The 24172-nt window shown below is 47.4% G+C and carries 17 protein-coding genes; 10 read left to right on the plus strand and 7 right to left on the minus strand.

The window, feature by feature from the left end; genetic code table 11:
• Positions 1 to 4: 4 nt before the first annotated feature.
• The 8 genes from nusA (at position 5) to BUC01_RS06610 (ending at position 10654) form a co-directional block, all read left to right on the plus strand.
• The gene (gene nusA / locus BUC01_RS06575; protein ID WP_073313075.1) at positions 5 to 1363 is read left to right on the plus strand and encodes a transcription termination factor NusA; all 1359 of its coding nucleotides are present in this window, start codon (positions 5 to 7) and stop codon (positions 1361 to 1363) included.
• A gap of 67 nt (positions 1364 to 1430) precedes the next feature.
• Entirely contained in the window at positions 1431 to 4538 is a 3108-nt protein-coding gene (infB, locus tag BUC01_RS06580) for a translation initiation factor IF-2 (protein ID WP_025832414.1), read from the plus strand.
• Positions 4539 to 4640: 102 nt separating this feature from the next.
• On the plus strand, positions 4641 to 5144 hold the full coding sequence (locus BUC01_RS06585; RefSeq protein WP_025832416.1) for a CvpA family protein: 504 nt from the start codon (positions 4641 to 4643) through the stop codon (positions 5142 to 5144).
• Positions 5145 to 5147: 3 nt separating this feature from the next.
• Positions 5148 to 6605 (plus strand): Fe-S cluster assembly protein SufB, encoded by a 1458-nt coding sequence (gene sufB, locus BUC01_RS06590; RefSeq protein WP_007210913.1) that lies wholly within the window; start codon positions 5148 to 5150, stop codon positions 6603 to 6605.
• Positions 6606 to 6751: 146 nt separating this feature from the next.
• Positions 6752 to 7504, plus strand: coding sequence for a Fe-S cluster assembly ATPase SufC (sufC, locus tag BUC01_RS06595; protein WP_025832420.1), 753 nt, complete (start codon positions 6752 to 6754; stop codon positions 7502 to 7504).
• A 54-nt stretch (positions 7505 to 7558) separates the two neighbouring features.
• Entirely contained in the window at positions 7559 to 7999 is a 441-nt protein-coding gene (locus BUC01_RS06600) for a GxxExxY protein (protein ID WP_025832422.1), read from the plus strand.
• Positions 8000 to 8013: 14 nt separating this feature from the next.
• Positions 8014 to 9357, plus strand: a complete 1344-nt coding sequence (gene sufD, locus BUC01_RS06605) for a Fe-S cluster assembly protein SufD (protein WP_025832424.1) — start codon at positions 8014 to 8016, stop codon at positions 9355 to 9357.
• A gap of 85 nt (positions 9358 to 9442) precedes the next feature.
• A complete protein-coding gene (locus BUC01_RS06610) occupies positions 9443 to 10654 on the plus strand; it encodes an aminotransferase class V-fold PLP-dependent enzyme (protein WP_025832426.1) in 1212 nt (403 codons plus the stop codon).
• 72 nt (positions 10655 to 10726) lie between these two features.
• Here the strand turns inward: BUC01_RS06610 and BUC01_RS06615 are convergent, their stop codons facing one another.
• Both BUC01_RS06615 and BUC01_RS06620 read right to left on the minus strand, forming a co-directional pair.
• Entirely contained in the window at positions 10727 to 11770 is a 1044-nt protein-coding gene (locus tag BUC01_RS06615) for a CNNM domain-containing protein (protein ID WP_025832428.1), read from the minus strand.
• A gap of 88 nt (positions 11771 to 11858) precedes the next feature.
• A complete protein-coding gene (locus tag BUC01_RS06620; RefSeq protein WP_034524363.1) occupies positions 11859 to 12200 on the minus strand; it encodes a hypothetical protein in 342 nt (113 codons plus the stop codon).
• A 167-nt stretch (positions 12201 to 12367) separates the two neighbouring features.
• On the opposite strand from BUC01_RS06620, the gene BUC01_RS06625 reads away from it, so the two are divergent.
• Positions 12368 to 12688 (plus strand): heavy metal-binding domain-containing protein, encoded by a 321-nt coding sequence (locus tag BUC01_RS06625; protein ID WP_007210905.1) that lies wholly within the window; start codon positions 12368 to 12370, stop codon positions 12686 to 12688.
• Positions 12689 to 12728: 40 nt separating this feature from the next.
• Here BUC01_RS06625 and BUC01_RS06630 read toward each other — a convergent pair whose 3' ends face one another.
• The 3 genes from BUC01_RS06630 to BUC01_RS06640 all read right to left on the minus strand — a co-directional run bounded on the left by BUC01_RS06630 (position 12729) and on the right by BUC01_RS06640 (position 16896).
• The gene (locus BUC01_RS06630; protein ID WP_083595444.1) at positions 12729 to 13700 is read right to left on the minus strand and encodes a FecR family protein; all 972 of its coding nucleotides are present in this window, start codon (positions 13698 to 13700) and stop codon (positions 12729 to 12731) included.
• Positions 13697 to 14221 (minus strand): RNA polymerase sigma-70 factor, encoded by a 525-nt coding sequence (locus BUC01_RS06635; protein WP_025832432.1) that lies wholly within the window; start codon positions 14219 to 14221, stop codon positions 13697 to 13699. The genes BUC01_RS06630 and BUC01_RS06635 overlap by 4 nt, the downstream gene beginning before the upstream one ends.
• Before the next feature lie 89 nt (positions 14222 to 14310).
• Positions 14311 to 16896: an outer membrane beta-barrel family protein gene (locus BUC01_RS06640; RefSeq protein ID WP_073313076.1), complete on the minus strand. Its 2586-nt coding sequence runs from the start codon at positions 16894 to 16896 to the stop codon at positions 14311 to 14313.
• Positions 16897 to 17069: 173 nt separating this feature from the next.
• Here BUC01_RS06640 and BUC01_RS06645 point away from each other — a divergent pair, with 173 nt between their 5' ends.
• Positions 17070 to 19274 carry a sodium-translocating pyrophosphatase gene (locus BUC01_RS06645; protein ID WP_021967977.1) on the plus strand — a complete coding sequence of 735 codons (2205 nt, stop codon included), beginning with the start codon at positions 17070 to 17072 and terminating at the stop codon, positions 19272 to 19274.
• 91 nt (positions 19275 to 19365) lie between these two features.
• Here the strand turns inward: BUC01_RS06645 and hepB are convergent, their stop codons facing one another.
• Together hepB and BUC01_RS06655 are read right to left on the minus strand one after the other, a co-directional pair.
• Positions 19366 to 21681 carry a heparin/heparin-sulfate lyase HepB gene (gene hepB / locus BUC01_RS06650; protein ID WP_073313077.1) on the minus strand — a complete coding sequence of 772 codons (2316 nt, stop codon included), beginning with the start codon at positions 21679 to 21681 and terminating at the stop codon, positions 19366 to 19368.
• A 236-nt stretch (positions 21682 to 21917) separates the two neighbouring features.
• On the minus strand, positions 21918 to 23846 hold the full coding sequence (locus BUC01_RS06655; protein ID WP_025832434.1) for an MGH1-like glycoside hydrolase domain-containing protein: 1929 nt from the start codon (positions 23844 to 23846) through the stop codon (positions 21918 to 21920).
• Between the last annotated feature and the right edge of the window lie 326 nt (positions 23847 to 24172).

A 24172-nucleotide genomic window follows, 5' to 3' on the forward strand; every position in this document is an offset into this window, starting at 1 on the left:
GACTATGGCCAAAAAAGTAGAAACTGTCAGCTTGATAGATACATTTTCGGAATTTAAGGAACTGAAAAATATCGATAGAACCACGATGGTGAGCGTACTCGAAGAGTCGTTCCGTAGTGTGATTGCGAAGATGTTCGGTACCGATGAAAATTACGACGTAATCGTGAACCCGGACAAGGGTGACTTCGAAATATGGCGTAACCGTGAAGTGGTGGCGGATGAAGACTTGGAGAATCCGAACTTGCAGATTGCACTGTCGGAAGCACTGAAAATTGATGCTTCTTATGAAGTAGGCGAAGAAGTGACGGATGAGGTAATCTTCGCGAATTTCGGTCGCCGCGCCATCCTGAACCTGCGCCAGACGTTGGCCTCAAAGATTCTGGAACTGGAAAAAGACAGTATCTATAATAAATACATTGATAAGGTAGGCAATATCATCAATGCAGAGGTATACCAGATATGGAAGAAGGAAATGCTGCTGCTGGATGACGAAGGAAACGAATTGCTGTTGCCCAAGACGGAACAGATTCCGAGCGATTTCTATCGCAAAGGAGAAACCGCACGCGCTGTGGTTGCCCGTGTGGATAACAAGAACAACAACCCGAAAATCATCCTTTCACGTACATCGCCTGTATTCTTGCAGCGTTTGTTCGAGATGGAAGTGCCCGAAATCAATGATGGACTGATTACCATTAAGAAGATTGCCCGTATCCCCGGCGAGCGCGCCAAGATTGCCGTTGAGTCGTACGACGACCGTATCGACCCGGTAGGTGCCTGCGTAGGTGTAAAGGGTAGCCGTATTCATGGTATCGTTCGTGAGTTGCGCAACGAGAATATTGACGTAATCAACTATACGAACAATATTCAGTTGTTTATTCAGCGCGCCCTTAGCCCCGCAAAGATTTCTTCTATCCGACTGAACGAAGAAGAGCGTAAGGCAGAAGTTTTCCTGAGACCGGAAGAGGTGTCGCTGGCTATTGGTAAAGGCGGTTTGAATATCAAACTTGCCAGTATGTTGACCGAGTACACCATTGACGTGTTCCGTGAGTTGGATCAGGCCGTTGAAGATGAAGATATCTATCTGGATGAGTTCAGAGATGAAATCGACGGTTGGGTGATTGATGCTATCAAAGCGATTGGTATCGATACCGCAAAAGCCGTGTTGAACGCTCCGCGTGAGATGTTGATTGAGAAGACTGACTTGGAAGAAGAAACGGTGGACGAGGTATTACGCATTTTAAGTTCGGAGTTTGAAGAAGGCGAACCCGAGTTCGAGCCGGAGCCTGAATTTGAGCCGGAAGCTGAGGTAGAGCCTGAGACAGAAACTGAAGCTGAGACAAAACCTGAGCCTGAGGCCGAATAAGCGTCTGTTGACGTTTGTTTCTGTTTGCACTAACTTCTTTCTCCACATTATTCATTAATTTTTTAGTATGACGATTAGGTTAAATAAAGTAACAAGAGATTTGAATGTAGGAATTTCAACGGTAGTTGAGTTCTTGCAGAAGAAAGGCTTTGCCGTTGAGGCAAATCCCAACACGAAAATTACCGAGGAGCAATACGCTTTGCTCGTGAAAGAGTTCAGTACAGATAAGAACCTTAGACTTGAATCGGAACGTTTCATTCAGGAGCGACAGAACAAAGACCGCAACAAAGCGTCGGTATCTATTGACGGTTACGAAGCGGAGACTACGGAGAAAGCGAAAGTTGAGGAAATCAAGACTGTGATTCCCGAAGATGCGCGTCCGAAGTTTAAACCTGTCGGAAAAATAGACTTGGATAAACTGAACAACCGGAAACCGGTAGTGGAGAAAGTGGAAGAAAAGAAAGTAGAAGAAACCGCACCTGTGGTGAAGGAAGAACCCAAACCGCAGCCTAAACCGGAACCCAGGCCCGAACCTAAACCGGAGCCTAAGCCGGAAGTCAAACCGGAACCGAAGCCAGAATCCAAACCAGAACCTAAGCCGGTACCTGCTCCTGCTCCCAAGCCTGAGCCGGTGGTGAAAGAAGAACCGAAAGTGGTTGTGGAAGAAAAAACGGCACCTGCTCCGGCAGTGCCCCATAACGAAGAAATGAAAAAAGAAACGCCTGCTCCTGCGGCACCTGCCAAGGAAGAACCGAAGTCTGTTGCGGCAGAAGAAGCACCTGCAAAAAGTGGTGAAGAGGAAATCTTCACAATTCATAAACCGGAGTTTGTTTCCAAAATCAATATCATCGGTCAGATTGACCTGGCTACGTTGAACCAGTCTACACGTCCCAAAAAGAAGACCAAAGAGGAAAAACGTAAGGAACGTGAAGAGAAAGAGAAGATTCGTCAGGATCAGAAGAAACTGATGAAAGAGGCCATTATCAAGGAAATTCGTCGCGAAGACAATAAAGTGAAGGATGGTAAGGAGAAAGATAATGATCCTAACGGCAACAAGAAGAAACGTCTCCGTATTAATAATAATAAGGAGAAAGTAGATATCAACAATGCGTCCAACTTCCAGCGTGGAGGTGACAACCGCCCCGGCGGCGGTGGCAAACCCCAAGGTGCTGGCGGTCAAGGCGGTGGTGGTAATAATCATCCGGGTGGAAACCGTAACAACCGTAATAACAACAACAAGGACCGTTTCAAGAAACCGGTTATCAAACAGGAAGTTAAGGAGGAAGATGTAGCTAAGCAGGTAAAAGAAACTTTGGCACGCCTCACTTCCAAAGGTAAGAGCAAGACGTCGAAATACCGTAAGGACAAACGCGACATGGCTTCCAACCGTATGCAGGAAATGGAAGACCGTGAAATGGCGGACAGCAAGGTGTTGAAGATCACGGAATTTGTGACAGCCAACGAGTTGGCAAGCATGATGGATGTTTCTGTTACACAGGTCATCGCTACCTGTATGAGCATCGGTATCATGGTTTCCATCAACCAGCGTCTGGATGCTGAAACCATTAATCTGGTGGCGGAAGAATTCGGATATAAAACCGAGTATGTCAGTGCGGAAGTGGCACAAGCCATTGTCGAGGAAGAAGATGCCGAAGAAGATTTGGAACCGCGTGCACCGATTGTTACCGTCATGGGTCACGTAGACCACGGTAAGACATCGTTGCTCGACTATATCCGTAAGGCGAACGTTATTGCCGGTGAGGCCGGTGGTATCACGCAGCACATCGGTGCTTACAACGTGAAGCTGGAAGACGGACGTAAGATTACGTTCCTCGATACTCCGGGTCACGAGGCATTTACCGCTATGCGTGCCCGTGGTGCGAAGGTGACGGACGTGGTTATCATCATCGTCGCTGCCGATGATAATGTGATGCCGCAGACGAAGGAAGCTATCAACCATGCTATGGCTGCCGGTGTACCTATCGTATTCGCAATTAACAAGATTGATAAACCGACTGCCAATGCCGACAAGATTAAGGAGGAACTGGCAGCGATGAACTACCTCGTTGAAGAATGGGGTGGTAAGTATCAGTCACAAGATATCTCAGCCAAGAAGGGGCTGGGTGTGAACGATCTTTTGGAAAAGGTGTTGCTGGAAGCTGAAATGCTCGACCTGAAGGCAAACCCGAACCGTAAGGCTACCGGTTCCATCATCGAGTCTTCTTTGGACAAGGGACGTGGTTATGTAGCTACCATGCTGGTTTCAAACGGTACGTTGCGCGTAGGCGACATCGTGCTGGCAGGTACGGCTTACGGTAAAGTGAAAGCCATGTTCAACGAACGCAACCAGCGTCTGAAAGAGGCCGGACCGTCTGAGCCGGTATTGATCCTCGGATTGAACGGTGCACCTGCCGCAGGTGATACGTTCCACGTAATCGATACGGAACAGGAAGCGCGCGAAATCGCCAACAAGCGTGAACAGTTGCAACGCGAACAGGGCTTGCGTACTCAGAAGATGTTGACTCTGGATGAAGTAGGCCGCCGTCTGGCTCTGGGTGACTTCCACGAACTGAACATTATCGTTAAGGGTGACGTGGACGGTTCTGTTGAGGCATTGAGCGACTCACTGATCAAGCTGTCTACCGAACAGGTACAGGTGAATGTAATCCACAAGGGTGTTGGAGCTATTTCTGAGTCCGACGTTTCATTGGCTGCTGCTTCGGATGCTATCATCATCGGCTTCCAGGTACGTCCGTCGAATGCCGCTGCGAAGTTGGCGGAGAACGAAGGTGTGGATATCCGCAAGTACTCGGTAATCTACGACGCTATCGAAGAGGTGAAGGCCGCCATGGAAGGTATGTTGGCACCGCAGGTGAAGGAACAGGTAACTGCAACCATCGAGGTACGCGAGGTGTTCAATATCACCAAGGTAGGTCTCGTAGCCGGTGCGGTAGTGAAGACCGGAAAGGTGAAACGCAGCGACAAGGCCCGTTTGATCCGCGACGGTATCGTAATCTTTACCGGTTCTATCAATGCTTTGAAACGTTTCAAGGACGACGTGAAGGAAGTAGGTACCAACTTCGAGTGCGGTATCAGCCTGACGAACTGCAACGATATCAAGGTAGGCGATATGATCGAATCTTACGAAGAAATAGAAGTAAAACAGACTCTGTAAGCGAAATAATCTTTTAGACACGGATTACACGGATTTCACGGATTGGTTTAAAAGAAGAACCGTGTTTATCCGTGTAATCCGTGTCTTTTTTTAGATATAGTTATGACAATAATAGATATCATCTTATTAGTGGTGATTGGTGCGGGAGCGGTCATCGGTTTTATAAAAGGCTTCATCAAGCAATTGGCATCTATCCTCGGATTGATTGTCGGATTGCTGGCTGCAAAAGCATTGTATGTGTCGGTAGCGGAGAGAGTCTTTTCTAAGATAACGGATTCCATGACGTTTGCCCAGATATTGGCGTTTGTTGTTATCTGGGTAGTGGTGCCATTGCTGTTCCTGCTGGTGGCGGCTTTGCTGACGAAGGCGATGGAGGCAGTCTCGCTCGGTTGGCTGAATCGCTGGCTGGGTGCCGGATTGGGCGCATTGAAGTTTCTGCTGCTGGTGAGCCTGCTGATCTGTGTTGTCGAGTTTATCGACTCGGATAATACGATGATTGATAGAACAATGAAGGAGGAATCCGTGTTATATTATCCTATAGAGTCGTTCGCGGGAATGTTTTTCCCGGCTGCAAAAGAAGTTACTGAACAATATATACTTAATTAAATAATGCAACCCGAAGAACCCAATAAATATGTAAAGGAACTGACGCAAGAGAAGTACAAGTACGGCTTCACCACCGACGTGCATACGGAAGTCATTGAGCGTGGGCTGAATGAAGATGTTGTACGGCTGATCTCTGCGAAGAAGAACGAGCCGGAATGGCTGTTGGAGTTCCGTCTGAAAGCATATCGTCACTGGTTGACGATGGAGATGCCTACATGGGCACATCTCCGTATTCCTGAGATAGATTATCAGGCTATTTCCTACTATGCCGATCCGTTGGCGAAGAAGAAAGATGCGCCTAAGAGCATGGATGAAGTAGATCCTGAGTTGATAAAAACTTTCAATAAGCTGGGCATCCCCTTGGAAGAACAGATGGCGCTGAGTGGCATGGCGGTGGATGCCGTGATGGACTCCGTATCTGTGAAAACTACGTTTAAGGAAACGTTGATGGAGAAAGGAATTATTTTCTGTTCCATCAGTGAAGCTGTACGTGAGCATCCGGATTTGGTGCAGAAGTATCTTGGTTCCGTAGTGGGATACCGTGATAACTTCTTTGCCGCGCTGAACTCGGCGGTATTCTCCGACGGTTCGTTTGTATATATCCCGAAAGGAGTACGTTGTCCGATGGAGTTATCCACGTATTTCCGTATCAATGCGCGTAATACAGGTCAGTTTGAGCGGACGCTGATTGTGGCGGATGATGATTCATACGTTTCCTATCTGGAAGGTTGTACGGCTCCGATGCGCGATGAGAACCAGTTGCATGCCGCTATCGTGGAGATTGTGGTGCACGAACGTGCAGAAGTGAAGTACAGCACCGTACAGAACTGGTATCCGGGTGATGCCGAAGGTAAAGGCGGTGTTTATAACTTTGTTACGAAACGTGGTAACTGTAAAGGTGCGAACAGTAAGCTCTCCTGGACACAAGTGGAGACAGGTTCGGCTATTACGTGGAAATACCCTTCCTGTATTTTGACGGGAGATAACTCTTCGGCTGAATTCTACAGTGTGGCGGTGACGAACAACTACCAACAGGCGGATACGGGTACGAAGATGATTCATCTGGGTAAGAATACCAGTAGTACCATTGTCAGCAAGGGTATTTCTGCCGGACATAGTGAGAACTCTTACCGGGGCTTGGTGCGTGTAGCTCAAAAGGCGGATAATGCACGTAACTATAGTCAGTGCGACTCTTTGTTGCTGGGTGACAAGTGCGGTGCGCATACCTTCCCGTATATGGATATCCATAATGAGACGGCGGTTGTGGAGCATGAAGCGACTACCAGCAAGATCAATGAAGACCAGATCTTCTATTGCAACCAGCGTGGTATTTCTACGGAGGATGCTGTAGGGCTGATTGTGAACGGCTATGCTAAGGAAGTGCTTAATAAGCTGCCTATGGAGTTTGCGGTAGAGGCTCAGAAGTTGTTGGCTATTTCGCTGGAAGGCAGCGTAGGGTGATTTACTATTAGACGATTTACTATTTACTATTTTACTGCACAATCGGCAGATGAATGGTAGATAAGTAAAAGGTCGGTAGTAATAGTGAATAGTGGAGAAGTGACATTAAATAGTAAATTGTAAATAGTCAAATAGTAAATATAAAGATGTTAGAGATAAAAGACCTGCATGCCAGTGTAAATGGCAAAGAGATATTGAAAGGCATCAACCTGTCGGTAAGAGCTGGTGAGGTGCATGCTATTATGGGACCGAACGGTTCCGGAAAGAGTACTCTTTCGGCTGTATTGGTAGGTAATCCTGCCTTTGAGGTGACGAAAGGAAGCGTGACTTTCTGCGGTAAGAACCTGCTGGACTTTTCACCGGAAGACCGTAGTCACGAGGGTATCTTCCTCAGCTTCCAGTATCCGGTAGAAATTCCGGGTGTGAGTATGGTTAACTTTATGCGTGCAGCGGTGAATGAGCAACGTAAATATAATCATCTGCCTGCTCTCAGTGCAAGCGAGTTCCTGAAGTTGATGCGTGAAAAGCGTGCCATTGTGGAACTGGATAATAAACTGGCTAACCGTTCGGTGAACGAGGGCTTCTCCGGTGGTGAGAAGAAGCGGAATGAAATCTTCCAGATGGCGATGCTGGAACCGAAATTAAGTATTCTGGATGAAACGGATTCCGGGCTGGATATCGATGCCTTGCGTATCGTAGCCGAAGGTGTGAACAAGTTGAAAACACCGGAGAACAGTACCATCGTCATCACCCACTACCAACGCTTACTGGATTATATCAAACCTGACGTCGTACATGTGCTTTACAAAGGTCGTATCGTGAAGACGGCGGGACCGGAATTGGCGCTGGAACTGGAAGAGAAGGGGTATGATTGGATTAAGAAGGAGTTGGGAGAATAATTGATTTTTTAGACGCGGATGACACGGATGACGCAGATTCTTTATTAGTATATTATGAGTTTAACACAGGCTGATAAGACGAGTGCTATTATAAATGCATTTTATGATGTGTACAATGAACTCGGATATGGGTTTATAGAGAATGTATACCAGAATGCATTATATAGGGAGTTATTGAGACGTGATATCCCATGTGTTGCACATCCGAAAATAAATGTTTATTATAAGAATGAAATAGTTGGTTATTATGAAGCTGATATTATTGTTTATGATTCTGTTATATTAGAACTGAAAGCAGTCAGTCGGCTATCAAAAGAACATGAATTGCAATTAGTAAACTATCTGAAGGCAACAAATATAGAGATTGGTTTATTGCTAAACTTTGGACCAAAACCAGAGATAAGCAGGAAGGTGTTCTCTAACTATTACAGAGAGTGTTTACAGAAAGAAAATAAAGAATCCGTGTCATCCGTGTTATCCGTGTCTAAAAAATAAAATATAAATGTAATATGAATGCAGAACAACAATACATAGATCTTTTCTCCCAAACGGAAGCGATGATATGCCAGCACAGTGCCGAGGTGATGAATGCCCCTCGTGCCACTGCGTTTGCCGACTTTGAGCGGCTTGGCTTTCCTACCCGTAAACAGGAGAAATATAAATATACCGATGTCAGCAAGTTCTTTGAACCGGACTATGGGTTGAACCTGAACCGTCTGGATATTCCGGTAAATCCCTATGAAGTATTCAAATGTGATGTGCCCAATATGAGTACCTCCCTGTACTTTGTAGTGAATGATGCTTTTTACAATAAAGCGCTACCCGCTTCACATCTGCCCGAAGGAGTCATCTTCGGCAGTTTGAAGGAGATGGCGGAGAAGCAACCGGAACTGGTAAAGAGGTATTATGGCAAACTGGCAGACACTTCAAAAGACGGAGTGACAGCATTCAACACCGCTTTTGCACAAGACGGTGTGCTGCTGTATGTGCCGAAGAATGTAATAGTGGAACGTCCCATTCAGTTGGTAAACATCCTGCGTGGTGACGTGAACTTCCTGGTGAACCGCCGGGTATTGATTGTATTGGAAGATGGCGCACAGGCACGCATGCTGGTGTGCGACCATGCCATGGATGCCGTGAATTTCCTGGCAACCCAGGTGATAGAAGTATTCGTAGGTGAGAATGCTGTCTTTGATCTTTACGAGCTCGAAGAAACGCATACAAGTACCGTGCGTATCAGCAATATGTATGTGAGACAGGAAGCCAACAGCAACGTATTGCTGAATGGCATGACCTTGCATAACGGTACTTCCCGCAACACCACCGAAGTATTGCTGGCGGGTGAAGGTGCCGAAATCAACCTTTGCGGTATGGCCATTGCAGATAAGAATCAGCATGTAGATAACAATACAAGTATCGATCATGCCGTACCTAACTGCACGAGCAATGAACTTTTCAAGTATGTGCTCGATGACCAGTCAGTCGGTGCATTTGCCGGTTTGGTATTGGTGCGCCCGGATGCGCAACATACCAATTCTCAACAAACGAACCGGAATCTTTGCGCTACCCGTGAGGCACGTATGTATACGCAGCCGCAACTGGAAATTTATGCCGATGATGTAAAGTGTAGTCATGGCGCTACCGTTGGTCAGTTGGACGAAAATGCACTCTTCTATATGCGCCAGCGCGGTATTCCGGAGCGTGAAGCCCGCCTGTTACTGATGTTCGCTTTCGTGAACGAAGTGATCGACACTATCCGGCTGGATGCATTGAAAGACCGCTTGCATCTGCTGGTGGAAAAACGTTTCCGTGGAGAACTGAATAAGTGCCAGGGCTGTGCGATATGCAAATAAATGAAGAATTAAGAATGAAGAATTACCATGCGGCATGACATGGCGCAGCCAATTCTTCATTCTTCATTCATAATTCTAAGCTAATATGGATATTCAAAAGATAAGAGCCGATTTTCCGATACTATCCCGTGAAGTGTACGGCAAACCATTGGTCTACCTCGATAATGGGGCGACGACACAGAAGCCGCGCTGTGTGGTGGATGCCATAACGGATGAATATTATTCTGTCAATGCCAATGTGCATCGTGGCGTACACTTTCTGTCGCAACAGGCAACGGAACTGCACGAGGCAAGCCGTGAGACAGTGCGGAAGTTCATCAATGCCGGTTCTACAAATGAAATCGTATTTACACGGGGAACTACGGAAAGCATCAATCTGTTAGTCTCCAGCTTCGGTGAAGCATTCCTGCATCCGGGTGATGAAGTGATTGTTTCCGTAATGGAACATCATAGTAACATCGTCCCCTGGCAATTGCTGGCCGAACGGAAATGCATCAATCTGAAGGTTATTCCGATGAACGACCGCGGCGAACTCCTGATGGATGAATACGAGAAGCTTTTCACTGACCGGACGAAGATTGTGAGCGTAGTACATGTGTCCAATGTTCTGGGTACGGTCAATCCTATCAAGGAAATGATTGAGATTGCCCATAAGCATGATGTACCTTTCCTGGTAGATGCGGCACAATCCATTCCCCACATGGCAGTGGACGTGCAGGATCTGGATGCTGATTTCCTTGTATTCTCCGGACATAAAGTGTACGGTCCTACCGGTGTGGGCGTGCTCTATGGTAAGGAAGAATGGCTGAATAAGTTACCTCCTTATCAAGGCGGCGGTGAGATGATACAGCATGTGTCTTTTGAACATACCACCTTCAACGAACTGCCGTTTAAATTCGAAGCCGGAACTCCCGACTATATCGGCACTACGGGACTGGCGAAAGCGCTCGATTATGTTTCCGCCATCGGCTTGGATAAGATTGTCGCCTATGAACATGAACTGACGGAGTATGCCACGCAGCGATTGAAAACAATCCCCGGTATGCGCATCTTTGGTGAAGCGGCAGAGAAGGGGAGTGTTATTTCTTTCCTGGTAGGCGATATCCATCACTTCGATATGGGCACATTGCTCGACCGTCTCGGCATTGCCGTGCGCACAGGACACCATTGCGCCCAACCGCTGATGCAGCGTCTCGGCATAGAAGGTACGGTGCGTGCTTCCTTTGGAATCTACAATACGAAAGAGGAGATAGATGTCTTGGTGGCAGGCATCGAACGTGTCAGTAAGATGTTTTGATTAGTGATTAGGGGGTAGTGATTAGTGATAACCATCCGTATAGCGCCAATCACTAATCACTATCCCTAATCACTAATCATTAATTTTCGCCTCCGCCAGCTTCTTCTGCCACTTATCCCGTGCCAGTTTCTGCATATCCGTTACGCTGTCTTTCTCATCCACAATCTCAAAGCCTAAGGCTGTTTCTATAATATCTTCCATAGTGACAATTCCCCAGAAGCAACCGTATTCATCAATCAGGATCGAGATATGCTCTTTCCGTTCAAGCATCTGTTCCCAAACCGTGGAAACAGGACTATTCTCGGGGAAGGAAAGGATAGGGCGGGCCACATCCTTCAGACACATATCGAATCTGTCCTCGGCTAACTTTTCGAGTACGGTCTGCCGCAGCACATAGCCTGTGATGTAATCTTCACTATCATTATAAATCGGAATACGGGAGTAGAACTTATACTTCCCATCCTGATAGAACTCCTTCAGAGACATACTTTCGGGAGCTGTTGCCACCACGGTACGAGGAGTCATAATGGATTGTGACTTTACTTTATCCAATCTGATGAGGTTCTGTATCATCTTGTTTTCCTTCATCTGGAAAACACCTTCTTCCACTCCGATGGAAATCATAGCTGAAACCTCTTCGCGGCTTACGGATAATTCCTGCTTGCCGGAAGAAAACAGACGGGTAATCAGCTCGGACAGCCACACCAGGGGATAACAGATAATAATAAGGAAGTTAATGATACGTGCCGACGGAAGCGCCAATGAGCGCCAGTAACAAGCACCTATCGTTTTAGGAATGATTTCCGAGAGAACAAGGATTAAGATAGTCAGTATGGCGGAGATTACACCGAAGTAAGCTTCTCCGAATATCTTTACCGCTTCGGCACCGACACCTGCCGCACCCACGGTGTGGGCAATGGTATTCAGAGATAATATGGCGGCAATAGGCCGGTCGATATCTTGTTTGAACTTCTTCAGTAAAATGGCGCTTTTCCCGTGTGTTTTCTCTTTGGTGGAGATGTACGACATCGGGGTGGATAATAAGACAGCTTCCAGGATGGAGCATAAAAATGATAATGCTAATGCAATGGTTAGGTATAATAAAACAAGTCCCATATATAAATTAATTAATTAAACATAGCGGAACGAATGTTATGATTCGTACCGGATAAAATATAAAAATACGGTGATGGAAGGGCTTGTTCTAAAGACGGTATGTGCAGAGCAAGGAGCGTTCGGGGGAGTATACGCTCTTGAGAGTGTGCGGTTGGGTACCGTCACTATATTGGTATAAATTAGTGTTCTCAGTAGAGAAAGTATAAGTCGTCGTAATCTCTGCACAGAGCTTGCGGGCACGGTTTAAAGAAAGTGTACGTGAGATAACAGCTTCATCGTTAAACTCTCCAGACGAATGCTGTTCGCTTTGTTCGATGCAAAGAAAGGGAGGCTCATTTTCGGAAAAGGTGTTATAATCCTCGGGTTGCAGTGCAAAAAGCACAACTACCAGACATACCACTAACTTGAATATAAAATGATCTGTTTCCATTCTTCCGGACAAAGATAGAGAAATAGTTATCTTAGCTCATATATGGATGTTGCCTTTTTTGTTTTTTTATTATAATGAAGAGATATAAAAAGTCCCGTTACTGCAACTTTCTGCTCTATTCGCGCGTCTAATAGGGTGCAAATAACTTAAATAAATAGAGAAAGATTATGTTAGTAACAACAACCCCAACTATCGAGGGCGGACGTATCACCCGCTATTACGGTATCGTTTCAGGCGAGACGATTATCGGTGCCAATGTATTCCGTGACTTTTTTGCCAGCATTCGCGATGTAGTGGGCGGACGTAGCGGCTCTTACGAGGAAGTGCTGCGCGAAGCGAAAGATATCGCCCTTCGTGAAATGCAGGAGCATGCCAGGGCACTCGGAGCCAATGCCGTGATTGGCGTGGATCTGGATTATGAAACCGTGGGTGGAAGCGGCAGTATGCTGATGGTAACCGCTTGTGGTACGGCTGTGACCGTAGAATAATGAATACAGGGGGAGAGCCGGAAAGCTCTTCCCCTGTATATCAATGCTTGGGAGAATAATCGCTGATGATTACTTTTCCCTTTTTTTGTTCCAGTTTGGCTATGCCCAGATCATTGAGCGCTTGCACTACTTCTTCCAAGGAAGTTGTTCGCGGGAAGCGGAAATGAATGCGTTGTTTCAGCAAGTCGGCCGAATGGAAGATGATACTGGTATTATACCATGTGCCGACAGACTTCATAATCTCCGCCAGTTCGGCATCATCGAAGCTGAACTCTCCTTTGGTCCATCCTTCCGTTGCGGTGAGTTGTGCTTCGGATATGGTGAAACCATTATCTTCAGACAATATAGCTTGTTGTCCGGGCAAGATGTCTTTCTGCTGTGTTTGTTTCTCGTCGCTGACGCGGACGCGCCCCTGAAATAAAGTAACTGCCGCTACTTTTCCCGGATAGGCATTTACGTCGAATACCGTGCCCAATACTTGTGTCTGCATCTTGCTGGATGAGACGATGAAAGGGCGTTCGGCATCCTTTGCCACTTCGAAGCGTGCTTCTCCTGTCAGATGGACTTCACGGGTGCCCTCTGTGGGGAATTGTTTAGGATATTCCAGGCGGGAATTGGCGCTGAGTGTAACCTGTGTGCCATCGTCCAGAGTGATTTGCGTGGTAGTGGCAGGGGGAGTTGAAAGAGTAATCCTACCATTGCTCTCCGAGGTGATGATTGCTTCGGGGACATCCAGGGCCGCAAAGATTTCAATATCTTGAATCGTATCTTCGCCGGTGATGCGGGGCACGATAAGCACTGCCAGCACTACGATGGCAGCTGCAATGCCGGAAGTCCACATCTGTATGATGCGTCTGCGCTTTCGGGCGTCTTGCCGGGAGGCAAAAGCATTCCATGCCGCGCGGGTTTCTTCTTCCGAAGGCAAGTCTCCGAGCGCTTCTCCGAAGGCATTCAGTAATCTGAGGTCTTCAGTATCCATCTTGAAATCATTTTCTTTTTTCTCTTCCATCATCGGTTTCCTCCTTTCAGGGTCATTGCTTCGCGCAAGGTACGCAAAGCTTTGGATATATGTTTCTTTACGGTGTCGGGACTGATGCCAAGCTGTTCGGCTACTTCCCGATAGGTTTTATGTTCATAATAACAGAGCCGCAATACCGTGCAGGTTGGTTCCGGTAGGTTGCGGGCGATGCTTTCCGCCTGTTGCAGTAGTCGTTCATGTTCCCGGTAGTCGGTCGCTACATCTATGCGGGTGGCTTCGTGTAGCGCTTCCAGGTTGGTGGCTTCTACTTGCAGATGCTTCAGACGGTTAAGGCAGGCATTACGTGCGGCAGTGTAAAGCCAGGCTCCCCGGTTTTCCGGTTCCAGCTTTTCGAATTGCTTCCATGCCTGCTCCATCACACTACCCACAATATCACGGGCTTCTTCTCCGTCGCCCAATAGTTGGGTGGCGTAGCGCACCAGACGGGGATATAGCTCCGTGAACATCTGTCCGAAAACTTCTCTTTTTGTGTCTTTTTTATGAAACAAGGACATTCTCCGAATCGTTTTGAGATTTTGCAAAGGTAAGAATTCTGGTTCATTAGGAGAATGCGTAGTTCTATAAATGAGCCAGAATTATATCCTTAGAGACGTCTTTTTTCACTCTCACCGGCTCCTTTACCTTTATATTTATTCTTGGTGGCATTGAACAGGTAGTTGAGGCGGATGCCGAAACGCTGGTTATCGGCATACTGTTCAAACTCATTGTAAGTGCGGTCACCGTAGACGTAGAAGTGATACTTACCGGTGCGGAAGATATCGTTGGCTACCAGAGAAACGCGTAGGGAGTGATCTTTCAGAAAAGACTTTGTAAGTTGTGCGTCCACTCTCCCCTCTGTTTTTCTTACGCCGAAACTTTGCTTGGCATCCGAAGAAAGTCTGCCTTGCACGTTGAGAAACCATTCACGAGGCAATGTGAAGCTGTTGTCCAGGCTAAATTGCATGAGTGGTTCGTTATAGAGCTGCTGAATATTCAATGAACGGGCGTTAGAGTGGAACCAGGATATGCTGCCCATCAGTTGTGGCCGCCACCATTTGAACTGCGGGGAGAGCACTATGGCACCTCCATAAGCATAAGAATCCGGCACATTGGCATTGGTCCACAGCACTACACCGGGGTGTTTTACATCGTCATAAGGCTTTGCATACGTAATGTATGTCTCTTGCACGTGGACAAAATGTATACTGGCATTAATCCATTTCCAACCGCTATCCAGTGAAAAGAGACTCTGCTTCTGCGGCTTTAGTTCCGGATTACCGTTGCTGTACTGATATTTGCTTTGGTAGCCGATACTGCTGTTTAACATCCGATAACCGGGATTATACTTGGTCATCCGGTAGGCTAGGTTTATGCTCCAATCCTTCTCTTTATAAAATATGCCGGCTACGGGAATCAGGTCGTGGTAGACGGGACTCTTCTCTTCTTTATAAACATCGGATTCGTAGTAATCTGTCTTTTGGCATTCATAGCGCAGGCCGGCCATCAGGCTGAACTTGCCTAATTCTATGGAGTAGTCTGCAAAAGTAGAGACTACAGATTGTTTGATACGGTTGTCGGCATCGTTGGAGAAGCCGCTTTGCTTAAAGATATCATGTCGTTCGGTGAAGGTTTCTTCGGTTCCGAAAGAAAACTTGCCTTGCCAGAGAGGGGCGGTTATTATTAGTTTGGCGGCATAAAGGCGATTTTTCACTTCACTGCTGGAGGTGGCGTCCGTTTCGCCGTTGTTGTCTACTTTCTGTCCGCCTGCAGAACGACCGTTCAGGTAATCGGCATTGAAGTCGATATTCCACTTGCCGAAGGTGCCGTTATAGTAGCCGTTCATGCTGTGCGTCCAGTGGGGCTGTCGGCGACTATGCGAGTAGGAGGTGAGGCGGTCCACTTCCTTGCCGTCTTTGGTCATTACGGTTTCGCCTTGCGATTTAAGTTCGGTGTTACCCAGCCCGCTTTGGGGCATGTAGCGTATACCGAAAGACTGATGGTCATCCGGTTCGTAGTTGAAACCTACTTCGCCATTGAAGTTTGCATCATGTGCACGATTGACGTTGTCAGAGATACTTTTCCATTCGGAGGAAGTGCTCAGTTGCAGTTGGGTATGACTGGTGGAGTATGTGTCCGACTCATTGAAGTGCCCTTTGACAAAGATGTCCAGTCCGCCGGTACGATAATTTAGGGAGGCACCTTGTTTACCTTTTGCCGAGTGTCCCTGAGTATAGTCTGCGTAGGCATTGGCACTTAAACCTTGTCCGCGCTTGCGGATGGTACGTAGCCGGATAACGGATGACACGCTGGAGGAATAACGTGCTCCGGGCGTGGTTACAATTTCAGCGGAGAGTATTTCGTTAGCTTGAAGTTGGTTTAGTTCGGAGGTGTCGCGTACTTTCCGGCCGTTGATGTAGATGTCCGGTTTGCCTCGTCCGATAACGGTATAGTTACCGTCCGAGCCGGTGACAAAAGGGAGGTGCCCGATCATATCGCTTGCCGAACCCAGCATGGAAAGCGGTGTCCCTGCTACGTTGGCAACGAAAGCGCCATTCTTGCGTTCCACCAGCGGACGGGAGGCGGTTACGGTCACTTCTTTCAGCATTTGTGCATCCGGTTGCAGGTGAATGTCATTTTCCGGCTGGCAAGGAAGCGTCAAGGATTGATAACCTATGTAGGTTACTTTCAGCAAATGATTTCTTTCATTGTTGCCGGGTAGGATAAAGCTACCGTCTTCCGCTGTGACGCATCCTGTAATAAAGGCGGAATCGGTTGCTGCCAACAAGATGACGTTGGCATACGCTAACGGTTCATTCCGGTCTCCGTATATGGTTCCGCGTACTTGGGTAGTCTTGCCATCTTTTCCCTTCCGCTGAATCACGAAGTAATCGGTACGTTCGATACAGTTGAAAGGTTTTCCTTTCAGCACTGTGCGGATGGCTTCGCCTTGCGTCTGTTTACGTATACTTGCTGTTACGTGATAATTCTCCGTCTCTTCATAGGCAAAAAGGATATTCTTGCCGCCCATCTTCTCTATCTGTTTCAGTGCGGCCGACAGCTTCTCGTTTTTTAGTTCCAGACTGATCAGTCTGGCTGTCTGCTGTGCTTTTGCGGTGGGAGTAAAGAGTAGAAGAACATATACTGTGTATATCATCCATGCCTTTCTGAAAGTAAAATCTGTGTGTTCCATTGTTCCTTTGTTTTTATTGATTTTACTTATACTACAACATGGGTGCTCAATCGGGTACGGTTTTTGCCTGCAAATTTAATAGAATGAGTTGATTTTTCTTTTATTCCTTTGTTTATTTCGTTTCAAATCAATACTTTTAGACTTTCAATCAACCTTTTAATACGAATAACACCATGGACAGTTTGCTTTTCTGGCTGATTCCGGCCGCTTCCGTTTTAGCTCTCTGCTTTGCTTACTATTTCCATAAGCAAATGATGAAAGAGAGTGAGGGTACTCCGCAAATGATAAAGATTGCCGCCGCTGTGCGTAAAGGCGCGATGTCTTATCTGAAACAACAGTATAAGATAGTTGGCTGGGTATTTCTGGGACTTGTGATCCTTTTCGCTATTATGGCTTATGGTTTCGATGTACAGAATCGTTGGGTACCGATTGCTTTCCTGACGGGCGGTTTCTTCTCCGGACTCTCCGGATTCCTCGGTATGAAGACGGCAACGTATGCTTCGGCACGCACAGCAAATGCTGCCCGTAGTTCACTGAATGCGGGATTGCGCGTCGCTTTCCGTAGCGGTGCGGTAATGGGACTGGTTGTAGTGGGCTTGGGTTTGCTCGACATTTCTTTCTGGTATCTGTTATTGAATGCGGTTATACCGGAAGATGTTTTGACTCCGACTCATAAACTCTGCATTATCACTACCACCATGCTCACTTTCGGGATGGGTGCTTCCACACAAGCGCTCTTTGCCCGTGTAGGTGGAGGTATTTATACGAAAGCTGCCGATGTAGGCGCCGACCTGGTAGGTAAGGTTGAGGCCGGTATTCCCGAAGATGACCCGCGTAACCCTGCAACGATTGCTGATAACGTAGGTGATAATGTAGGTGACGTAGCCGGTATGGGTGCAGACCTTTACGAAAGCTATTGTGGTTCTATCCTGGCAACTGCCGCTCTGGGTGCTGCTGCCTTTATTCATACGGGAGATACGGCCATGCAGTTCAAAGCTGTTATAGCTCCGATGCTGATTGCGGCCGTAGGTATTCTTCTTTCTATTATCGGTATCTTCGCAGTACGTACCAAGGAGAATGCGAAGATGAAAGACCTGCTCGCTTCGTTGGCTTTCGGTACGAACCTGAGTTCCGTACTGATTGTAGTGGCTACCTTCTTTATTCTTTGGCTATTGAAACTTGATAACTGGATGTGGATATCTTGTGCCGTTATAGTCGGTCTGGTAGTCGGCATCATCATCGGACGCTCTACGGAATACTATACCTCACAATCCTATCGTCCTACTCAGAAGTTGAGCGAAAGCGGAAAGACTGGCCCGGCTACGGTAATTATCTCCGGTATCGGTTTGGGTATGTTGTCTACTGCAATTCCTGTGATTGCTGTGGTAGTCGGTATCATTGCTTCCTACCTGTTTGCATCGGGGTTCGATTTCAATAATGTAGGCATGGGACTTTACGGTATCGGTATTGCCGCCGTAGGTATGCTTTCTACCCTGGGCATCACGCTTGCTACGGATGCTTACGGTCCTATTGCTGATAATGCGGGCGGAAACGCTGAAATGTCCGGTCTGGGTGTGGAAGTGCGTAAACGTACGGATGCCCTCGACTCTTTGGGTAATACTACTGCCGCTACCGGAAAGGGCTTTGCTATTGGTTCGGCTGCACTTACGGGACTTGCCCTGTTAGCCTCTTATATTGAAGAAATCCGTATTGGACTGACCCGTTTGGGAACCACGGAATTAGCGCTTCCCCATGGGGATGCCGTGGCTCTTCAGGATGCCACCTTCTTCGACTTCATGCATCATTATGATGTGACGCTGATGAATCCGAAAGTACTTTCGGGTATGTTCCTGGGTAGTATGATGGCATTCCTCTTCTGCGGATTGACAATGAACGCTGTTGGCCGTGCTGCCGGTCACATGGTGGATGAGGTACGCCGCCAGTTCCGTGAAATCAAGGGTATACTTACTGGTGAGACAGAACCGGATTACGAACGTTGTGTAGCTATCTCCACAAAGGGGGCGCAACGTGAAATGGTAGTTCCTTCGCTGATAGCCATTTTAGCTCCGATTGCTACGGGACTTATCTTTGGTGTTCCCGGTGTTCTGGGCTTGCTGATCGGTGGATTGAGTAGCGGTTTCGTTCTTGCCATCTTTATGGCGAATGCGGGCGGTGCATGGGATAATGCAAAGAAATATGTGGAAGAAGGAAACTTCGGCGGTAAGGGTAGCGAAGTACATAAAGCTACTGTGGTAGGCGATACAGTAGGGGATCCATTCAAAGATACTTCCGGTCCGAGTTTGAATATACTTATCAAGCTGATGAGTATGGTAGCTATCGTGATGGCCGGACTGACGGTTGCGTGGAGCCTCTTCTAAGGAAAGTTGCCTGGAAAAACAAGGGGTGAGGAAACTTAATAAATAAGCCATCTGTCAATGACTTCTTCCACATTGACAGATGGCTTTCTTTTTATCGAAGAAATTCATACCGTCCGGCAGTACCTTCAAAAGAAAGGATACCATCGTCTGTACGAACTTCCAGCGCGGGAATATATACCTTGCCGTCTTTTTTGATTTGCCAGGTTCCCGGGATAAGGTCGGTAATGACAAACTTCATAGTTTGGCTGCCACTTACCGCGAAATCAAATTTACCGGGCAGTGGTTGGCTGTCTTTGCTGAAGGTGACGACGCGGTCGGCTATCTGCACGCCTACTATTTTATCTGCATCGATGCGTTTTACTTCATTCATTTGCAGACAGGTGTTGTCGGCTACTTGCATTACATTCAGAAAGTAATTTTCGGCAGCAGCGGTTGCAGGTGATATTTCTACACGCCATGCGCCTCTTTCGTTGGCGTCGTCGGGACGTCTCGGCATGGCATCGTTGGCATAATTGGTGCCGAATACCCAAAACTCTTTTCCTTTTCCACCGATTTTCTCTATCCGTGCATCTTGAATTTCGGGGAGCAACACTTGATTCTGTAACATGCCGGTGTCTTCGTTTTGGGTGCGTTTGACGGTGAAACGGTTACTTTCTATTATCGGCTCTTCTATACTGTGCAGTAGCCAGAACTTCTTGAACTGAGGGTCGGCAGAGACTACTTTATCAAACACGATTAAGGCGGCAGGCACTTCGGTAGTGTGCAGGTTGAGGAAAACAAAAGAGCGTTTCGCTTCTTTTACCTTGTCTGTATAGGCTTGTGTGATGTCACCTTTCAGATAAGAATAGTCAGGTTTATTGGCATCGGGGCCGAAACCATGTCCCAGGACTTTGCCTGTAGTATATTCCTTGCTTAATAAATCTTTAAAAGAGCGGCAAGTCTCCCAGCGGTCACCCGGCATGCGTTGTCCACCGTCATTATCGGCAAATTCTGTTTTATCTTGCCCGCCATAATTCCAGCTGGCGAATTTCTCGTTCGGGTTGTATACTAACAATGAGTTATGGGCAATGGTACGTTTGAAGAAATTTTTATTGTGCGGGCTGTTATATCCGCCGGAACTTCCTTGGTAAGCTCCAGCATCTATTGCCAACGGACCCTTATAATAAAGTTGGAACGAACCACCGTCCATATGTTGATGGTTACCAAAGAATTGTTCATTGATTTTCATTTCGGCAATCACGCTGTTTTTGTCCCATCCTGTACGCGCTATCATCCACCCGAAAGGTGAGCCTGAGTATCGGGTCAGCGGCAAGTCATCGGGAGTCTTGGCTTTCAAATCAAAATCTCTCCACAGTATCTCGAAGATGAGGCAGTGGCTTTCTAATTTGGGCTTGAGTTCGTATTCGTAAGCCAGATAATTGTCTTTATAGAAGCTGGAAGCGAGCATGGCGGGCAGGGAGTAAGAAGGAATGTTTCTTTTGTTAGGATTCGTATCGCCTGCGGGCATTACTTGTCCGTCCGGACGACGGCGGTACAGGAAGTCGTACGGTACGAATTGTTGTGCGGGATTGTAGATTGCGCCGGCTCCCATACGATCCAGAATCCATAAGGAGAACAGGTCATTGCTGAAACGCACATTGACATAGCTTGTTCCCTGATGATAATTATGACCAGAATAGATGTAATTTCTTACCGGCAAGTAATCCTTGTACAGCATTCGGATGACATGGAGGTACATATCCGGATATTCGTCGTAGATAGCAATACCGGCTGAAAGCATGTCCCGCAAGATCATCCATTCGGACGAGTGTCCGGCTATGGGTTCGTTATTTTTGGGCGGATAACCGCATTCCATGGTCTTGGAGATTCGGATGAACGATTCTATATAGGCTTTCTTTTCCGATTCTTTCATCTGGTCGTAGCACCAGTCATATACCATCGCGCCGCACATCAGCATGACTCCGCTGGCGCGCGATAAGTCTTGTTTGGTTCCGAAATTGGTATGCTGCAATGAATCGAGCATGGAAGTGATGGCGCGTCTGGCTTGCTTCTTGTCACCATATACCAGATAGTCGAGAGCTTGTACTTGTACACGGCTGGTTACTCCCCGCATCTCGAAGTAGTAGCGGAAGCCTCTGTCGGTTACTTTTGCCTCTTCCTCTGCGGTGCGGTCTATGCCAAGTTTGCGCAAGGTTGCCAGGTTTGCTTTTACTTGCGGGTGATCCATCCGTTTCTTTAAATCCGGTAAATTGGCGGGACGTACATAGAGTCGGGGGTGAGTTGAGGGAGGAATGGGGATGGTGATGTCCTCGAATTTCTCCCAAGTTACTTCATCTCTTTTCTGAGCACCGGCTTCCAGACAAAAGATGAAGAGAAAACTCGCTGCTAAAAGAAAATTTTTCTTCATGGTTGCTGTTCTATAGATTAATAAAGTACTTGTTCATGCATGATATACGGTGTGAAAACCATATACTCTGTTTACAAATGTAGAACATTCAACCATTACCTACATCATTATAAAACAACAAAATACTGCCAGTGCAGCATTCTGAGACATAAGTGACATTCTCCGAAACAATATTAGCGTAGCTGTGAAATCATAGAGGGATAGATTTCCAAGAAAAGCTATCCCTCACGCAAGAATTACTTCCCGTAATCATCGTACATCATCAGCAGATGGGAGGAACTCCAACTGAAGTGCGGTGCTTTCAATCGTTCTCCGGTATGCGTACCGTAGTTCTCGTGGATGGGCGCTCCTTCTTTCAGTCCGTTCAGGCGGTCGAATACCTGCAAGGTATATTCATCGGCCAGTTTATGATAACCATAGTTGCGGAGTCCGCGAATGGCAAAGTAAGTCTGGTCCAGCCAGATGGGGCCACGCCAGTAGCCGCGCGGGTTATACTTGGGATTGTCTGCTGCGATGGTAGGGAAGGGGATATACGTGGAGAACTTCGCGGGGTCTTGCAGTATGGGCAACATGCTGTCCACCTGCGATTGCGTGGCAATCTGTGTCCACAGCGGAGTATAAGCTTCGCAGCCCGGTTCTTCGATGAAAGAGCCATCTTTCAGGCGGCGGTCGAAGAAGAAATTGAGTTGCTTGTCGAAGAAGTAATCTGCTACTTTATCGCTATAATCGGGACCGTCGAAAGCCACGTTGAGCAGCCCGGCAAACTTCTTCAGCAGTTTGCACTCCAAGGCCAGATAAGCATTCAGGTCTACGCTTTCCTGGTCCATGCTCCAGGCATCATCGGCTCCGTCGTTCTTCAGCATCACGGCGTTGTCAAAACGAATGGCATTGTCCATGCCGCTTTCCCATGCGGCAGCTTCCAGTGTGCCGTCTGTTGCACCGTATTCACACATGCCGTTACGGTTGTGATCGCGTTTCTCGTACCACCATTTGTAGTAAGAGAGCAGTTGCGGGTACATTTCGGCAACGAAAGCGGTGTCGCCTGTATGCGTGAAGATTTCGTCTACCGCCCAGCACACCAAAGGCGGTTTGCTGTCGCGGGCATTGTTTTCCGACGGGTCGGTGTAGATGCAGTCGATAACCATGCCGTCCGGTTGCTGATAATCGAACATGGCGCGGATGTTGTTCTTTGCCAGTTCAGGGTCGAATTTAGCGGTTCCGGCACTGAAACGCCAACTGTCCCATGCCCAGAAACCCACAAAGTAGCCTACGGCGTGGCTCGGGACGATACCTTCATGAAGCAGTCCGCCGCGATGCGTGCGCCAGTTGGAAATAAGGGTGGTGACGGCTTTCACGGCTATACGGTCGTATTCGGGCTTCATGTCCTTGCGCAGTATCTTGGTCAGATAACCCTCCCAGCGTTCGGCATTGGCTTGCAATGCCTTTCCGGGATTGTTGAGTAGGGTAGGGATATTCTGCAATCCGGCGGTCATCTCTTTTTCCGAGGTGAAGAAGGAAATGGCTACATGGACGGGATATCTGGGACTGTGAACAAGGGCTGTGTAGTTGTTTTCCGTCCGGGAAAGTGTCACGTCGGGGGTAAATGTTACGGTCACGCTCTCTCCGCTGGGGTGGCGGGCAATGACGGAGTTTTGCTCTACGGTGACGGTGACGTCTTTTCCCCATTGACTGCCTGTCAGAAGCAGGTCTTCTGCTTTATCGGACTCTATGCGCAGGAGGGCGGTTGAGGCGTCTGCAAAGTTAAGTCGTTGCGTGATGCTCCCTGCATCGGAGTGGGCGGACATATAGAGCTCGCCGGGGAAGTAGCAGGTAGAGTCGGGAATGAAGCTGGCAGAAGCGTTTCCGGCGAAATCTACTGTGACGGCGGACTGTGCCATCCATTGGCGGCGGAACATATCCAGACTGAACGGACCGCAGAAGCCGTTCACCCATTGTGCCTTTTCGGGCAGGGTGAAGCCCATCCATGAACCGGCGTCTGTGAACCAGCCGTAGCAACGGTGCAGGGTGTCGGGAGTGTAGGCAATATCCAGTATGTTATTGAAGGTGTACCTTTGCTCCGCAGTTTTTTTACTACCGGAGGTGCAGGCGGTGAGGCCTGCAACCAGTAGCGTAAAGCAAATGATGTGTATAAACTTGTGTTTCATATTCCTTATTATTACGGATTTAATAATTACTTTTTGGGGGGATAATTGATAATTAGGCTGCGCTATATTGTGCTTAAACAATCGTTCCGAGAATTAAATAAATTCCGACATCTGATACAGGCGGGAGAAGACCTAAATGAGCGTCGTTGACACTTAGCACAAGTATCCCTGATACTTAGCACAAGTGTGCCCGACACTTAGCACAAGTATCGTTGATACTTAGCACAAGTCTCCCGCCCCCTTCAGAATAGCCTGTAGGACACATATTACTTAGAAAGCAGAATATATGGTATTTTTTCAATTCCTTACATATTTAATTTTAGGCT

Origin of the sequence: Bacteroides stercorirosoris, from assembly GCF_900142015.1 — a bacterium.
Classification (GTDB): Bacteria; Bacteroidota; Bacteroidia; order Bacteroidales; family Bacteroidaceae; genus Bacteroides; species Bacteroides stercorirosoris.

Excerpts from the sequence above, each read along its gene's own strand:
- BUC01_RS06645 (WP_021967977.1), top strand. The coding sequence starts at position 17,070 with ATGGACAGTTTGCTTTTCTGGCTGATTCCGGCCGCTTCCGTTTTAGCT.
- BUC01_RS06610 (WP_025832426.1), top strand. The coding sequence starts at position 9,443 with ATGGATATTCAAAAGATAAGAGCCGATTTTCCGATACTATCCCGTGAA.
- nusA (WP_073313075.1), top strand. The coding sequence starts at position 5 with ATGGCCAAAAAAGTAGAAACTGTCAGCTTGATAGATACATTTTCGGAA.
- BUC01_RS06620 (WP_034524363.1), bottom strand. The coding sequence starts at position 12,200 with ATGGAAACAGATCATTTTATATTCAAGTTAGTGGTATGTCTGGTAGTT.
- sufC (WP_025832420.1), top strand. The coding sequence starts at position 6,752 with ATGTTAGAGATAAAAGACCTGCATGCCAGTGTAAATGGCAAAGAGATA.
- BUC01_RS06635 (WP_025832432.1), bottom strand. The coding sequence starts at position 14,221 with ATGTCCTTGTTTCATAAAAAAGACACAAAAAGAGAAGTTTTCGGACAG.
- BUC01_RS06600 (WP_025832422.1), top strand. The coding sequence starts at position 7,559 with ATGAGTTTAACACAGGCTGATAAGACGAGTGCTATTATAAATGCATTT.
- BUC01_RS06640 (WP_073313076.1), bottom strand. The coding sequence starts at position 16,896 with ATGGAACACACAGATTTTACTTTCAGAAAGGCATGGATGATATACACA.
- BUC01_RS06630 (WP_083595444.1), bottom strand. The coding sequence starts at position 13,700 with ATGATGGAAGAGAAAAAAGAAAATGATTTCAAGATGGATACTGAAGAC.
- hepB (WP_073313077.1), bottom strand. The coding sequence starts at position 21,681 with ATGAAGAAAAATTTTCTTTTAGCAGCGAGTTTTCTCTTCATCTTTTGT.
- BUC01_RS06585 (WP_025832416.1), top strand. The coding sequence starts at position 4,641 with ATGACAATAATAGATATCATCTTATTAGTGGTGATTGGTGCGGGAGCG.
- infB (WP_025832414.1), top strand. The coding sequence starts at position 1,431 with ATGACGATTAGGTTAAATAAAGTAACAAGAGATTTGAATGTAGGAATT.
- BUC01_RS06615 (WP_025832428.1), bottom strand. The coding sequence starts at position 11,770 with ATGGGACTTGTTTTATTATACCTAACCATTGCATTAGCATTATCATTT.
- BUC01_RS06655 (WP_025832434.1), bottom strand. The coding sequence starts at position 23,846 with ATGAAACACAAGTTTATACACATCATTTGCTTTACGCTACTGGTTGCA.
- sufD (WP_025832424.1), top strand. The coding sequence starts at position 8,014 with ATGAATGCAGAACAACAATACATAGATCTTTTCTCCCAAACGGAAGCG.
- sufB (WP_007210913.1), top strand. The coding sequence starts at position 5,148 with ATGCAACCCGAAGAACCCAATAAATATGTAAAGGAACTGACGCAAGAG.
- BUC01_RS06625 (WP_007210905.1), top strand. The coding sequence starts at position 12,368 with ATGTTAGTAACAACAACCCCAACTATCGAGGGCGGACGTATCACCCGC.